Origin of the sequence: Proteus hauseri (assembly GCF_004116975.1) — a bacterium.
Taxonomy (GTDB): Bacteria; Pseudomonadota; Gammaproteobacteria; order Enterobacterales; family Enterobacteriaceae; genus Proteus; species Proteus hauseri.
This window is the reverse complement of record NZ_CP026364.1, coordinates 3,401,273-3,415,900: the sequence shown is the minus strand read 5'-3', so window position 1 is coordinate 3,415,900 and position 14,628 is coordinate 3,401,273. Positions and strand designations below refer to the sequence as shown.

10 protein-coding genes are annotated in these 14,628 nt (G+C 39.2%); 3 read left to right on the top strand and 7 right to left on the bottom strand.

The features are described from left to right. Genes PH4a_RS15595 through PH4a_RS15585 form a run of 3 tightly spaced genes read left to right on the top strand, consistent with a single transcriptional unit; the run spans nt 1 to nt 4,967 of the window. Nucleotides 1-1,074 (top strand): HlyD family secretion protein, encoded by a 1,074-nt coding sequence (locus tag PH4a_RS15595; protein WP_129041035.1) that lies wholly within the window; start codon nt 1-3, stop codon nt 1,072-1,074. Between the two features lie 8 nt (nt 1,075-1,082). Next, nucleotides 1,083-3,839, top strand: a complete 2,757-nt coding sequence (rbbA, locus tag PH4a_RS15590) for a ribosome-associated ATPase/putative transporter RbbA (RefSeq protein ID WP_164971569.1) — start codon at nt 1,083-1,085, stop codon at nt 3,837-3,839. Beyond that, the gene (locus PH4a_RS15585; RefSeq protein WP_129041031.1) at nt 3,840-4,967 is read left to right on the top strand and encodes an ABC transporter permease; all 1,128 of its coding nucleotides are present in this window, start codon (nt 3,840-3,842) and stop codon (nt 4,965-4,967) included. Here the strand turns inward: PH4a_RS15585 and kdpE are convergent. From kdpE to PH4a_RS15545, 7 genes are all read right to left on the bottom strand, one after another. Continuing rightward, nucleotides 4,957-5,640, bottom strand: a complete 684-nt coding sequence (kdpE, locus tag PH4a_RS15580) for a two-component system response regulator KdpE (RefSeq protein ID WP_064719968.1) — start codon at nt 5,638-5,640, stop codon at nt 4,957-4,959. The two genes, PH4a_RS15585 and kdpE, sit on opposite strands and share 11 nt — an antisense overlap. Continuing rightward, nucleotides 5,637-8,339: a two-component system sensor histidine kinase KdpD gene (kdpD, locus tag PH4a_RS15575; RefSeq protein ID WP_129041029.1), complete on the bottom strand. Its 2,703-nt coding sequence runs from the start codon at nt 8,337-8,339 to the stop codon at nt 5,637-5,639. Before kdpD ends, kdpE begins: the two co-directional genes overlap by 4 nt. Before the next feature lies 1 nt (nt 8,340). After that, the gene (gene kdpC, locus PH4a_RS15570) at nt 8,341-8,937 is read right to left on the bottom strand and encodes a potassium-transporting ATPase subunit KdpC (protein ID WP_064719966.1); all 597 of its coding nucleotides are present in this window, start codon (nt 8,935-8,937) and stop codon (nt 8,341-8,343) included. Nucleotides 8,938-8,947: 10 nt separating this feature from the next. Further along, the gene (gene kdpB, locus PH4a_RS15565) at nt 8,948-11,017 is read right to left on the bottom strand and encodes a potassium-transporting ATPase subunit KdpB (RefSeq protein WP_129041027.1); all 2,070 of its coding nucleotides are present in this window, start codon (nt 11,015-11,017) and stop codon (nt 8,948-8,950) included. An 11-nt stretch (nt 11,018-11,028) separates the two neighbouring features. Beyond that, nucleotides 11,029-12,732, bottom strand: a complete 1,704-nt coding sequence (kdpA, locus tag PH4a_RS15560) for a potassium-transporting ATPase subunit KdpA (RefSeq protein ID WP_129041025.1) — start codon at nt 12,730-12,732, stop codon at nt 11,029-11,031. Between the two features lie 249 nt (nt 12,733-12,981). Then, entirely contained in the window at nt 12,982-13,593 is a 612-nt protein-coding gene (gene dmsD / locus PH4a_RS15550) for a Tat proofreading chaperone DmsD (RefSeq protein ID WP_129041023.1), read from the bottom strand. A 173-nt stretch (nt 13,594-13,766) separates the two neighbouring features. Beyond that, on the bottom strand, nt 13,767-14,627 hold the full coding sequence (locus PH4a_RS15545) for a DmsC/YnfH family molybdoenzyme membrane anchor subunit (protein WP_129041021.1): 861 nt from the start codon (nt 14,625-14,627) through the stop codon (nt 13,767-13,769). Nucleotide 14,628: the final 1 nt, after the last annotated feature.

Below are 14,628 nucleotides of genomic sequence, written 5' to 3'. Positions count from 1 at the left end.
ATGAAAAATCAAAAAAAGAATCGATTTTTTGTTTACAGTATTGGGCTTATTGCAATAGCAGCGGCGGGCATTTTCTGGTGGGTATCTCAAACACCGGCACTTCCCGAAGGCTTTGCTCAAAGTAATGGGAGAATAGAAGCAACCGAAATAGATATTTCAACGAAAAGCCCGGGACGTATTGACTCTATACTCGTGCAAGAAGGAGATTTTGTTAAAGCTGGCGAGATATTAGCTAATATGGATACCCGAACATTAAAAGAACAACTTCATGAGGTTCAAGCTCAATTAAATCAAGCCAAAAGTAGTGTTGTCACTGCTGAATCTGCACTCTCTCAACGTCAAAGTGAACAACTTGCCGCTCAAGCGGTTGTTCGGCAACGAATTGCCGAATTAGATGCTGCACAAAAAAGACTTAACCGTTCTCGTGCGTTAGTAAAAACTAATGCCATTTCTATTCAACAACTTGATGATGATATAGCAAGAACAGAAGGCGCAAGAGCTGCCGTTGAAGCTGCTAAAGCGCAGGTAACAGCGGCTATTGCTGCGATTGATTCTGCAAAAGCGGGCATTATTCAAGCAAAAACCAAGGTAGATGCTGCAACTGCCAGTGAACGCCGAATTCTTGCTGAACTGGATGACAGTGTATTAAAAGCCCCACGTAATGGCCGAGTTCAATATCGTGTTGCAGAACCTGGCGAAGTTTTAGGTGCTGGCGGCCGCGTCTTAAATATGGTTGATCTTAGTGATGTTTATATGACCTTTTTCTTACCTACCGAAGCCGCAGGTAAAGCTGCTTTAGGAAGTGAAGTTCATATTATTTTGGATGCTGCACCACATATCGTTATTCCAGCCAATACAACTTATGTTGCTAGCGTTGCACAATTTACGCCAAAAACGGTTGAAACAGATAACGAAAGATTAAAACTGATGTTTCGTGTTAGAGCTCGTATCGCTCCAGAATTACTAGAAAAACATTTGGAATACGTGAAAACAGGTTTACCCGGTCGTGCTTATATTCGTTTAGATAACAACCAAAATTGGCCAGCTGAATTAGAGGTGAAATTACCACAATGAGTCAAACGATGAGAACGGAAAGTCATTCTCATATCATTGAACTGACTCATGTATCCCAACATTATGGTGATACTTTGGCTCTTGATGATGTGACATTGGCAATTCCCGCTGGAAAAATGGTGGGATTAATAGGGCCTGATGGTGTCGGAAAATCGAGTTTAATTTCACTTATTTCAGGAGCAAGAGAAATTCAAGAAGGACAAGTTATTGTTCTTCAAGGTGATATGCATGATGCTGATCACCGAAGAGCGGTATGCCCTCGTATTGCTTATATGCCCCAGGGATTGGGTAAAAACCTGTATCACACACTTTCTGTATTTGAAAATGTTGATTTTTTTGGTCGACTTTTTGGGCAATCAAAACAAGAGCGTGCAGAACGTATAAATGACTTACTTGAAAGTACAGGATTGGCCCCGTTTCGTGATAGACCTGCAGGTAAACTTTCAGGTGGCATGAAGCAAAAATTAGGGCTTTGTTGTGCACTTATTCACGATCCTGAATTACTTATTCTTGATGAACCTACTACTGGGGTAGATCCATTATCAAGAGCTCAGTTTTGGGAGTTAATTAATCGTATTCGAAAACGTCAAAAAAATATGAGTGTGTTAGTTGCAACGGCTTATATGGAAGAAGCTGAACGTTTCGATTGGTTAGTGGCGATGGATGCGGGAAAAATTTTAGCAACAGGTCATGCTGACGAATTAAAAAAACAGACTAATACTGATGAATTAGAAGCTGCATTCATTGAACTTTTGCCGGAAGAAAAACGCAAAAACCACCAAAAAGTGATTATTCCTCCACGAGATAAAAGTGATGACGACATCATTGCAATAGAAGCGCAAGATTTAACAATGCGCTTTGGTCAATTTGTCGCTGTTGATCATGTAAGTTTTCGTATTCCTAAAGGTGAGATTTTCGGATTCTTAGGCTCTAATGGTTGTGGTAAATCGACCACAATGAAAATGTTAACCGGGTTATTAGAAGCAAGCGAAGGGCGCGCATGGTTATTTGGTCAAGAAGTGGATCCTAAAGATATTGAAACACGAAAACGTGTTGGTTATATGTCGCAAGCTTTCTCACTTTATAGTGAGTTAACTGTTAAACAAAATCTTGAATTACATGCCAAACTTTTCCATCTCCCAGAAGAAGAGATATCCCAACGAATCAAAGAGATGAGTGAGCGATTTAATCTCACTGAAGTTGAAGATATGATGCCAGATGGCTTGCCATTAGGTATCCGTCAGCGGTTATCACTTGCTGTCGCGGTTATTCACCAACCTGAAATGCTGATATTAGATGAACCGACGTCGGGAGTTGACCCTATAGCTCGTGATATGTTTTGGAACTTGATGGTTGATCTTTCTAGACGTGACGGTGTCACTATTTTTATATCAACTCACTTTATGAATGAAGCAGCGCGCTGTGACCGAATGTCATTGATGCATGCGGGTAAAGTATTGGTTACAGATACGCCGAGTAATTTAGTTAAAAATAGTCAATTTGATACATTAGAGGAAGTTTTTATTGATTACCTTAAAAAGGCTTCTGGTGAACAAGAAAATCCTGATCTTGAAGATAAAGAGCTGCAACTTCCTGCATCTAGTATCGAAAGTACAGAACAAGCATTAAAACAGCGATTTAGTTTACGTCGATTATTTAGTTACAGTATTCGTGAAGGGATGGAATTACGTCGAGATCCAGTACGTTTGACGTTAGCACTTTTAGGTACAGTTATTCTTATGTTTATTATGGGATACGGTATCAGTATGGATGTCGAAAATCTCCGTTTCGGTATTATGGATAGAGACCAAACAGGCTTAAGCCAAGCATATAGTCAGAATTTATCTGGTTCACGTTACTTTATTGAGAAAGCACCTATTACTGATTATGACCAACTTGAACGCCGCTTACGTAGTGGCGATATTACGGTTGCCGTTGAAATTCCACCTAATTTTGCTCGCGATGTTGCCAAAGGGCATACGGTAAAAATTGGAGTTTGGATTGATGGCGCTATGCCAAACCGCGCTGAAACAGTCCGCGGATATATTCAAGCAATGCATTTAACATGGATGCTTGATATGGCGATGCGTCAACCAACAAATATGGTAGATAAACTAGCCCCCATTGATATTGAAACTCGCTATCGTTATAACCCTGATGTGAAAAGTTTACCTGCGATTGTGCCGGCCGTTATTCCTCTGCTATTAATGATGATACCCGCAATGTTAAGTGCATTGAGTGTAGTACGTGAAAAAGAGTTAGGTTCAATCATTAATCTGTATGTGACCCCAATAACCAAAACGGAATTTTTATTAGGAAAACAATTACCTTATATTTTATTAGGTATGTTTAACTTCTTTATGCTGTGCATACTCTCTGTTTTTATTTTTGGTGTGAGCTTTAAAGGAAGTTTATTAACTCTCACTTTAGGTGCATTACTCTATATCACTATTGCAACAGGTATGGGGTTATTAATTTCATGCTTTATGAAAAGCCAAATTGCAGCTATTTTTGGGACATCAATTATGACCTTAATACCCGCAACGCAATTTTCGGGTATGATTGATCCCGTTTCATCTCTTGAAGGTATTGGCAAATGGATAGGGCATATTTATCCAACCTCTCACTTTTTAACCATTACCAGAGGTACGTTCTCTAAAGGATTAAATCTCTTTGATTTGCCTTGGTCTTTTATTCCTTTATTAATCACAATCCCCATTGTTATTGGGCTGAGTGTCTTTTTCTTGAAAAAGCAGGAGGCTTAAATGTGGCGCACTATTCAAAATGTATTTAATCTTGGAATAAAAGAGTTACGAAGTCTTTCACGAGATAAGGCGATGCTAGCTCTGATTGTGTTTGCTTTTACCGTCTCAATTTATTCATCGGCAACTGTAACTCCAGGATCTTTACATCATGCTCCTATAGCAGTTGCTGATCAGGATAAATCACAGTTATCTGCACGCATTGTTAATAGTTTTTATATGCCGTACTTCTTACCACCAGCAGATATTACGCCAGATCAAATCGATGGTTTTCTAGATAGAGGAACTTATACTTTTGCTCTAGATATTCCACCTAATTTTCAGCGCGATTTACTTGCAGGCCGTAAGCCAGAAATACAGGTTAATATTGATGCAACACGTATGAGCCAAGCATTTTTAGGGAATAGCTATATCCAAAGTATTGTAATGGGTGAAGCAAAAACCTTTTTAGCAAAAAATAGATCAAATGATCCACTTCCTGTTGATTTAGAAGTCAGAATGAGTTTTAACCCCAATCTTACACAGTCTTGGTTTGGTTCAGTTATGGCAATTATCAATAATATCACGATGTTATCGATAGTTTTAACCGGCGCAGCGTTAATTAGGGAACGAGAGCATGGCACTATTGAACATTTATTAGTGATGCCTGTGACTCCCTTTGAAATAATGCTTTCTAAAATTTGGTCGATGGGACTTGTGGTTTTATTAGCTTCAGCTATGTCTTTGGTTTTAGTCGTAAAATCGCTATTGAATGTGCCTATTGAAGGGTCGGTTTTATTGTTTATGTGTGGTGTCGCATTAAGCTTATTTGCGACCACTTCTATTGGGATTTTTTTAGGTACCATGGCACGTTCGATGCCGCAATTTGGCTTGTTAATGATCATGGTTTTACTCCCCTTAATCATGTTATCAGGGGGAATGACATCACGAGAAAGTATGCCTCAGTTCGTACAAAATGTAATGGAAGCAATGCCAACGACACATTTTGTCACTTTAGCTCAGGCAATTTTATATCGAGGTGCTGATTTCTCTATTGTTTGGCCACAATTTATTATATTAATTGTTATTGGCTCTGTATTTTTCAGCTTAGCATTATTGCGATTTAGAAAAACAATCTCAGCTATGGCATAAAACGATAACCGATCCCCGTTTCTGTTATTAGGTGAGTAGGACATGTGGGGTCGGTTTCAAGTTTTTGACGTAAATGCCCCATATATATACGTAAATAGTGACTATGTTCAACAAAGTTAGGTCCCCAAACGTGAAGCATTAAATGGCGTTGAGTTAATACTTTTCCGCTGTTATTAACTAATTCACTTAATAAACGAAATTCTGTTGGTGTTAAGTGAATGGCTTCTTTTTTACGAGTCACCGTCCTATTAACCCAATCAATAGTAATATCGCCAAAAGAAAACTGAGTATTTTCGTTTTCTTGTTTGATTGTTCGACGTAATGATGCCCGCACCCTAGCTAATAATTCACTAATGCCAAAGGGTTTAGTCAGGTAATCATCTGCACCTGCATCCAAGGCTTTAACTTTGTCTTGTTCTGAATCTCTAGCAGAAAGCACAATAATTGGCGTTGCACTCCATTGACGAAAATCTTGAATAAAGTGGATCCCATCTTTATCGGGTAATCCAAGATCAAGAATAACTAAATCTGGTTTTCTTGATGCAGCTTCCATTAATCCCCGCTGGCATTCTGATGCTTCATAAACACGAAAATCTTCGTTCTCTAGAGCGAGCCGAACAAAACGTAAAATTTCTTTTTCATCTTCAATAATCAATATGTTATAAGGCGTCACGGGTTTGCTTCAATCTCATCAATATTAGGAAGTGATTTTAAAGGTAAAACAAAGTGAAAGCTTGCTCCACCTTTTTCATTGTTTTCTGCCCAAATAGAACCTTCATGTAAACGAATTATGGCACTACAAATTGCTAATCCCAAACCAACTCCTGGAATAGCAGATTCTTTCACTGCTCGAGAGAATTTATTAAAGATGATTTGCAACTGTTCTGTAGGAATGCCATTGCCTTCATCCCAAATTTCCACATGAATTTGTTGTTTCTCAATCGTGGCTTTTAATCCCAATCTTGTGTTGAATTCAGTATATTTAACCGCATTCTCTAGTAAGTTTGTAATGACTCGTTCAATTAAATTGCTGTCACAATAGAGCAATAAATCAGCTGAAATATCAATTTTCAAAGGATGTTTGTCGAGCAAATAAGAAAGAGAACGTACCGCACTACCTACGATTTCTTGCAATGAATTCCATTGTAAATTCACTTGAATTCCACCAGATTGAATTCGTGCCATATCTAACAGATTATTAACTAATCGAGATGTAGTAAGGATTTGTTGGCGTATTTGATTAACTTGTTCTGTATGTGCTGAACCTTCAGCACTTAAGTCGAGTAGTAAAATTTCGGATTGGCCAAATAATACTGTTAATGGTGTTTTTAAATCGTGTGAAAGTGCTGCTAAAAGTGCATTTCGCAGCTGCTCACGCTCTATATTAATGCGTGATTGTTCCGCTGTTTTTGCTTGTTGTAGTCGTTCAAGGGCATTAGCAATAAGACCATTAAAAGTCTGCAATAGCTGTTGTTGTTCAGGAATAAGTAATTGACGAAGGTTATTCGGTTCAATGGCCAAAATAGCCAATACTTGTTGCGATGCGGTAATTGGGTGTAATTGATAAGGAACACTTGGTAGTGTATCCGTGCCCGCACCCGCAATTTGATCTTTATCGCAACACCAGCGAGCTATAGCTTCATCAATAGGCAAATGTGCCATACCTTCAGCTTGAAATGGAACCAGTGCATCAGTTTCATTTTTAGTAAGAAGACAAACTTTGGCATCAAAAGCACTAGATAAAAAGTGATAACTTGTGCGTACCACTTCAGGCAAAGTGACTGCTCGGCTTAATTCTCGGGTCATTTCAAATAAATGTCGGGTACGTTGCTCTCGATAACGTGCAACACGCGTTTGATAACGCATTCCGGCAGTTAAATTACCAACCACTAACCCCACAATTAGCATGACAGTAAATGTGATCAAATACTGCATATCTAAAACGGCCAGCGAAAAATGAGGCTGCACAAAGAATAGATCAAAACTAATAACGTTGATTAAAGCTGCAAAAATAGAAGGGCGACGACCAAAAAATAATGCAATTAAAACCACACCTAATAAATAGAGAGTAACTAAATTGGCCTTATCTAATGCCAATAAAAAAGTGCGTGAAAATAGGGTTATCGCTAAACATAGGGCAATAGCGGTGAGATAACCTTTTAGATCTTGCCGCCATCTATCATTTTGTAATTGTGGAGTTTTAGTATGATAACGTAAATCTTCATCTGTTAACGCCACACTAATAATATGCAAATCGGGGGCATACCGAGCCAATCTTTCAGCAAATCTCATGCGTATCCAACGTTTGAGCCATTGCCATTTTTGATATGAACGCTGCCCAATAATGACTTTACCTAAGTTATGTTCTCTGGCGTAACGAATTACGGCTTTTTCAGCTTGATTATCTGAAAGGATCGCAGTTCTGGCGCCAAGATGCTGAGCTAATTTAAGTGAATGTAAAATAGCGCGACGTTTATTTTCACCTATTTGATGTAGTTTGGGCGTTTCTACATAAATTGCATGCCATTGACAACCAAATGCAGCAGCATAACGCGCCGCGGTACGCACTAGTTTATCATTCCCACCATGTGCACCAAGGCATACCATTAAACTATCTGTGGTATGCCAAACAGGAGCAGAACCTTGGCTATCACGAAATTCTTTTACTTGTGTATCAACGCGATCTGCCATTCGACGCAATGCTAATTCACGCAGAGCAATCAAATTACCCTTGCGAAAAAAATGCTCAATAGCACGTTCTGCTTGTCCGGTAAGATAGACTTTTCCTTCATGTAACCGTTGTTGTAAATCATCGGGTGGTAAATCCACCATCACGACTTCATCAGCTTGGTCAAAAATATAATCAGGAATTGTTTCTTGAACACGAATACCTGTAATACTGCCTACAATATCATTAAGACTTTCAATATGTTGAACATTAATTGTCGCTAAAACATCAATACCAGCTTCTAATAACTCTTCAACATCTTGCCATCGCTTAGGGTGCCGACATTTGTGAGGATTACTAAATGCGAGCTCATCCATTAAAATCACAGCGGGATGCCGCGCTAAAGCGCTGTCTAAATCGAATGCGGTGAGTTTTCTACCGCGATGGTGAATACGCAGAAATGGCAATATCGGCAGTCCATCTAATAGGGCTGCCGTTTCTTGGCGCTGATGCGTTTCAACCACACCTGCAAGTACATCAATACCTTGCTGATGTAAACGTTGTGCCTCTTGCAACATAGCGTAAGTTTTACCAACACCCGCACAAGCACCGAAGAATATTTTTAACCGCCCACGAGTTGACGTTTTTGTCAGAGCAAGCAAATCATCAGGATCAGGGCGTTGCCATTGTTGTTTATTTTCCATTTTATAGCCCACTCATTGGCTTTTGTTTTTCAAGCATTAACTTATCAAGCGCTTGATTCAATGTGAATACATTAACTACTGGCTCTCCCATAAATGAAATAAACGGTGAAATAGTATTGTCTTTAATTAGCTGGTTAATTTCATTCCTAGTCAGGTTTCTTTGATGAGCAATAGTATCAGCCTGATAATAAGCCGCTTGTATTGAAATATGAGGATCAAGCCCACTCGCTGATGCAGTAACTAAATCGACAGGAACAGCTTGATGATTATTAACTGTTTTTTGCCATATTTGCACTCTTTGTGTTACTGCATTTAATAATAATGGATTCGATGGTGCGAACTGACTAGCACCCGATGCCATACTGTTATAAGGCAATTCTGCTGTCATTGATGGGCGACCTTGGAAATAATCAGTACCATAGAATTGCTGACCAATTAATGTCGAGCCAATAAGCTTATCATCTTGATAAATCAATGAACCATTAGATTGCCACGGGAAAAATAAGTTGGCTAATCCAGTAACTAATAAAGGATAGGCTAATCCAGTGATAAGTGTGAGTAATAACATCATCACCAGTGATGAACGAAATAAATGCATATTCAACCCCTTAAAATCCAATAAAAGCTAACAACATATCGATAATTTTAATGCCAACAAAAGGCACTAGTAGCCCACTTAATCCATATAAAGTAAGGTTACGACGCAATAATGAATGCGCTGAAACGGGGCGATAAGGCACACCTTTTAATGCTAATGGGATAAGAAACACGATAATTAACGCATTAAAAATGACCGCGGATAGCATTGCTGATGCAGGTGAGTGTAAATTCATCACATTTAGCATATTTAACTGAGGATAAGTCACCGCAAATGCGGCTGGAATAATGGCAAAATATTTTGCTATATCATTGGAAATACTAAATGTTGTGAGTGCACCTCGTGTCATCAACATCTGTTTACCAATATGGACAACTTCAATTAATTTGGTTGGATTAGAGTCTAAATCAACCATATTGCCGGCTTCTTTTGCCGCTTGAGTACCTGAGTTCATTGCAACAGCAACATCCGCTTGTGCTAATGCTGGCGCATCGTTAGTACCATCGCCAGTCATGGCAACTAGGCGGCCTTCTGATTGATATTGGCGAATTAATGCAAGTTTTGCCTCGGGTGTTGCCTCGGCTAAAAAATCATCTACTCCAGATTCAGCAGCTATCGCCGCCGCCGTAAGATGATTATCGCCTGTGATCATTACGGTTTTTATTCCCATTTGACGCAGTTGGGCAAAACGCTCTTTAATACCACCTTTAACGATGTCTTTTAATTCAACAACACCAAGAATTTTTTGATTTTCAACCACAACCAATGGCGTACCACCGGTTCTAGCAACTTGTTCAACAATCGTGGTCACTTCATCAGGAAAGCGGCTATGGCTTACTTCAACGTAGCGACGAATAGCATCAACAGAACCTTTACGAATAAGACGTTCGCCAAGATTAACGCCACTCATTCGGGTCATGGCTGAAAAGGGAACAAAAGAAGCGCCAAGAGCAGTTAAGTCTCGTTCACGTAAATTAAATCGCTGTTTAGCTAGAATAACAATACTACGACCTTCAGGTGTTTCATCAGCCAATGAACTTAATTGTGCAGCATCTGCCAGTTGTTGTTCTGTAATACCAGAAAGAGGAATAAAACGAGAAGCTTGACGGTTGCCTAATGTAATAGTGCCTGTTTTATCAAGTAACAAAACATCAACGTCACCCGCAGCTTCAACAGCACGTCCGCTAGTTGCAATCACATTAGCATCTAACATGCGGCTCATACCGGCTACGCCAATAGAAGAGAGCAATCCACCTATAGTTGTTGGAATTAAACAAACTAATAAGGCAATTAGTGTTACAACAGAGATAACTTCACCACTGTTTTGATATTCCACTGCAAAAACACTAAATGGATACAGTGTGGTACAGGCTAATAAGAAAATAAGCGTTAAAGCAGTGAGTAAAATAGTTAATGCAACTTCATTAGGTGTTTTTCTACGTTTTGCGCCTTCGACCATACCAATCATTCGGTCAAGAAATGAATTACCGGCTTCAGCAGTACAGCGAATAATAAGCCAATCAGATAAAACACGAGTACCGCCAGTCACGGAAGAAAAATCACCACCAGATTCACGAATAACAGGTGCAGACTCGCCAGTAATTGCGCTTTCATCTACAGAGGCACCCCCTTCAATGACCTCGCCATCACAAGGAATAATTTCACCCGCTTTAACTAAAACAATGTTGTCTTTATGTAATGACAGTGAATCAATGATTTCTTGAGTCGCATTAATATCAGCACTTTGTAAACGTACTGCTTTTGATGACTGCTTAGCGCTTCTTAAGCTCGCTGCCTGAGCTTTACTGCGACTCTCAGCTAAGGATTCAGCAAAATTAGCAAACAATAAAGTTATCCATAACCACAATGTAATATGAAAAGTAAATCGACTATCACCTTGGTTATTACTAGGGAAATATCCCAACAGCGACGCTAGCCAAAACAAGGTGGTTAATATTGCACCAATATAAACAATAAACATAACGGGGTTACGCCATTGGGCTTTTGGTGTACATTTTTTTACTGCATCAGCGAAAGCAGATATCATCATTTCGCGGTCAAAAATCTGTGTCTTTTTCACGATATGTCTCCTTATTTCGCCCAAAATGATTGTAAATGTTCAGCAATAGGGCCTAGTGCTAACGCAGGAACAAAAGTAAGTGCACCAATCATTAAAACAGTGAGGATCAGTAATACAATAAACAGCGGAGATGTTGTTGAGAGCGTGGCTAAACTTTCAGGTTGGCGTTTTTTAGCGGCTAGGCTACCAGCAATGGCAAGAACAGGGATCATCACACCAAAACGACCTATTAACATCGCAAACCCAAGTAACAAATTATAAAAAACTGAGTTTGCATTTAAGCCAGCAAAAGCACTGCCATTATTATTTGCCGCAGAAGTTAGCGCATAAAGCACTTCGCTAAAGCCATGAGCGCCTGGATTTAAAATTGCTTCGCGACCTACGTCAGTAAATAGAGCAAGCGCGGTACCGGTTAATATGACAGCAGGTGAAATTAAAATCGCGACAGCCACCCATTTCATTTCAGCCACACCAATTTTTTTGCCTAAATATTCTGGTGCACGACCTACCATTAAGCCCGCAATAAATACAGCCAATAATACGTAGAGGATCATACCGTAAAAGCCAGAACCTACGCCGCCAAAAACCACTTCGCCCGTTTGCATCAACCACATAGGTACTAATCCTCCTAGTGCGGTTAATGAGTCGTGCATGGCGTTAACCGCACCACAAGACGCAGCAGTTGTGACCGCAACAAAGAGCGCGCTACCAATAATGCCAAAACGACTCTCTTTGCCTTCCATATTGAAGGTGCTATCAGCCCCCGCAAGTGTGAACTCGGGATTTCCTTGCCATTCGGCATATAAAATGACGCTAACTGCAACAATAAAAATTAATGACATCCCCCAAAGCAGTGTATAGCCCTGGCGTTGTGCGCCACTTAAGCGACCAAAAGCAAAACACAATGCGGTAGGTAATAAAAATATTGCGAGTATTTGTAGAAAATTACTGAGTGATGTTGGGTTTTCATAAGGATGTGCAGAGTTAGCAGCGAAATAACCACCACCGTTAGTTCCTAATAGTTTAATCGCTTCTTGTGAGGCGACAGGTCCCATTGGTAACCATTGTTGCTGTCCATCAAGACCGCTACTGAGTAATGCGGGATGAAAATTCTGTATCACTCCTTGGCTAACAAATAGTAATGACCAAACAATTGCCAAAGGAAATAGAACATAGAGCGTAATACGTCCTATATCAATCCATGCATTGCCTAATAAGGTGCAAGATGATTGGGTTAATGCCCGAATAAGAACAAAGGCCACCGTAATACCCGTGGTTGCAGAAAGGAAGTTTTGCACCGCTAGTCCCATCATCTGACTTAAATAACTCACAGCAGTTTCGCCGCTATATGCTTGCCAGTTAGTATTTGTCACAAAACTTATTGTCGTATTTAATGCTAAATCCCAATTCATATTAGGAACAGATTGAGGATTTAAAGGTAAATAACCTTGGTTTATCAATATAATAAATAGAAGCACAGCACCCATTAAATTAAATATAAGTAGGGCGAGCATGTAGTGATACCAACTCATGGATTGAATAGTTTTACCTGCTGTTTTAAACCCACAGCAGCGCCAAATAACTTGCTCTGTTTGTGTTATCCAATAAGGTAAGTCGCCTTCAATTAATCGAGCAAGATAATTACCTATAAGTTTTCCCATGATTAACAATGTAATCAGAAAAACAGCAATATATATCAACGCCGTTGTTTCCATTTTTAAAATGCCTCTGCATGAAATAACACATAAATAAGATAAGCAGTGAGCAAGGTAACTAACGCCACAGCACCGAATATCAACATCAGAATGTTCCTTGTACTATTTTGATTCAATGAGCGTACTTAAGGAGCTGTAAAGATGTTGATAAAAGAGAGATGAGCGGTGTAAAAAAAGTATAAAAATGGCGTTAAATAAAACAAAAAAACCAGCCATTAGGCTGGTCTAAAAATAAACTTACAGGCTATTTTAGCAAAATAGTTGTTTCTGAGCTGGTGTTACATTTAAAACAGATTGCCAATTTTTTAGCGTTAATGTTGCCAGCGTTGCTAATCCTTCATAATAAGGAAATGCACCTTGTAATGACAACTTCTCTAAATAACGATAAGCCCAAGGTAATAAATGCTCAGCTAATAGCTCATTTAATTTTTCAGGGCGAGTTTCAGCAATCCACGCAACCATCATAACCACTAAACCAAAATGATCTTCAGGTTCATTTTGGGTCAGGGCGATATCAATGCCGTTTTCTAACATCCATTCGCGTAAATCTAAGGTGGAATTACCAAATAACACATTTTCATTATCTAAATAAACAGAACCCCAAGGTGGTGCGGGTAATGCATAGGGGCCGATAAATAAACGCTGATAAGCTTGTGCTAATGTTTCATCATTTAACGTGGTTTGCTCAAGTAATTTAGCAATACCTTGTTTCTCTTTATCGTTACCATAAGGCCATTCTACAATCCAATTACCACTAGAAAGTAGTTCAACAATGTCATTGTTTTCAGTCGGAGGGTAATAAAAAGCGGCACCAAGAATGCGTGCTGTCAGAGAAATATCTGTAATAATTTGTTGTTCCATAATATTTTTATAATCCGCTCAAAGTTATTACTTTTACTATAGGCGATTTCTTATCTGAAGATAATGACCAAGATTAAAAAAGCGCAGAGCTGTAAAAAAGAAAACCGCCACAATAGTTAAAAAGCCAGTGCTCAAAACTATTATAGCGGTTTTACTAATAGAGTAATGTGCTATTAGCCAACAACAGCCATGCCGACTGTCATGTGTAAACCATAGAATACGCCACGGCCGATAAACTCGCCGGTAAATACTAAAATAAAGCCCAATGTCATAATAGCAACAGAAGGATTATTTTTGCGTAGTAATGGCGTTATCCAGCAACCTAAACCGAGCACTAAAGCAATAAGTTTTAGCCCCATTAAGAAACCATAATCAGGCACTAAATCAACCGCTTTTTGTACTGAGGTTTGAATTGAACCTAATTCAAAGCCTTGAGATATTGCCACTACCGCACTAATCACTACAGCAATAACGCTGAGTAATGGCAAAGAACTCACGCAATTTAAGTTAAAACCAGCAATTCGCATTAACAATGCAGCAAGAATTGGCCCGCCAATAAATGCAGTAAGGATAAAGTTGAACGTGGTGTAACTATTGTTCCAAGTTGGCACGGTATCAATTTGGTAAACACGAGAGATAGCAATGATAAATAACACAGCTAATACCATTACTAATACAAGCCATAATTTACCCAATGCTGCTGGCATTTTATTTAATACAGCAAATAACCAATAAAGCCCACCAAGTGCAAAAAAGGTTGCTCCACTAGCAATCTCATTACTTAGTGATGATTGTCCAAACCGAATAAATGAATTAAAAGCACGCAAAGGAGAACCCATATGCATCATTGAGAGTAAAAAACCAATGCCCATTAATACCCAAAGGCCAAACATGCTGTAATGGACTTTACGATTAAGTTCGGCCGGTAATTTACCCGAGAGGATAGCTAGACCCATAATGATAAAGGCACCCGCAACACTTTGACCAATAACCGTAAAAAACATTAGTGGCCATTCATGTAATCCCATTCCCATC

Bases quoted from the DNA above. Each gene is read 5' to 3' on its own strand.
- dmsD (WP_129041023.1), bottom strand. From the start codon at position 13,593: ATGGAACAACAAATTATTACAGATATTTCTCTGACAGCACGCATTCTT.
- kdpD (WP_129041029.1), bottom strand. From the start codon at position 8,339: ATGGAAAATAAACAACAATGGCAACGCCCTGATCCTGATGATTTGCTT.
- PH4a_RS15595 (WP_129041035.1), top strand. From the start codon at position 1: ATGAAAAATCAAAAAAAGAATCGATTTTTTGTTTACAGTATTGGGCTT.
- kdpA (WP_129041025.1), bottom strand. From the start codon at position 12,732: ATGGAAACAACGGCGTTGATATATATTGCTGTTTTTCTGATTACATTG.
- PH4a_RS15585 (WP_129041031.1), top strand. From the start codon at position 3,840: ATGTGGCGCACTATTCAAAATGTATTTAATCTTGGAATAAAAGAGTTA.
- PH4a_RS15545 (WP_129041021.1), bottom strand. From the start codon at position 14,627: ATGGGAATGGGATTACATGAATGGCCACTAATGTTTTTTACGGTTATT.
- kdpC (WP_064719966.1), bottom strand. From the start codon at position 8,937: ATGCATTTATTTCGTTCATCACTGGTGATGATGTTATTACTCACACTT.
- rbbA (WP_164971569.1), top strand. From the start codon at position 1,083: ATGAGAACGGAAAGTCATTCTCATATCATTGAACTGACTCATGTATCC.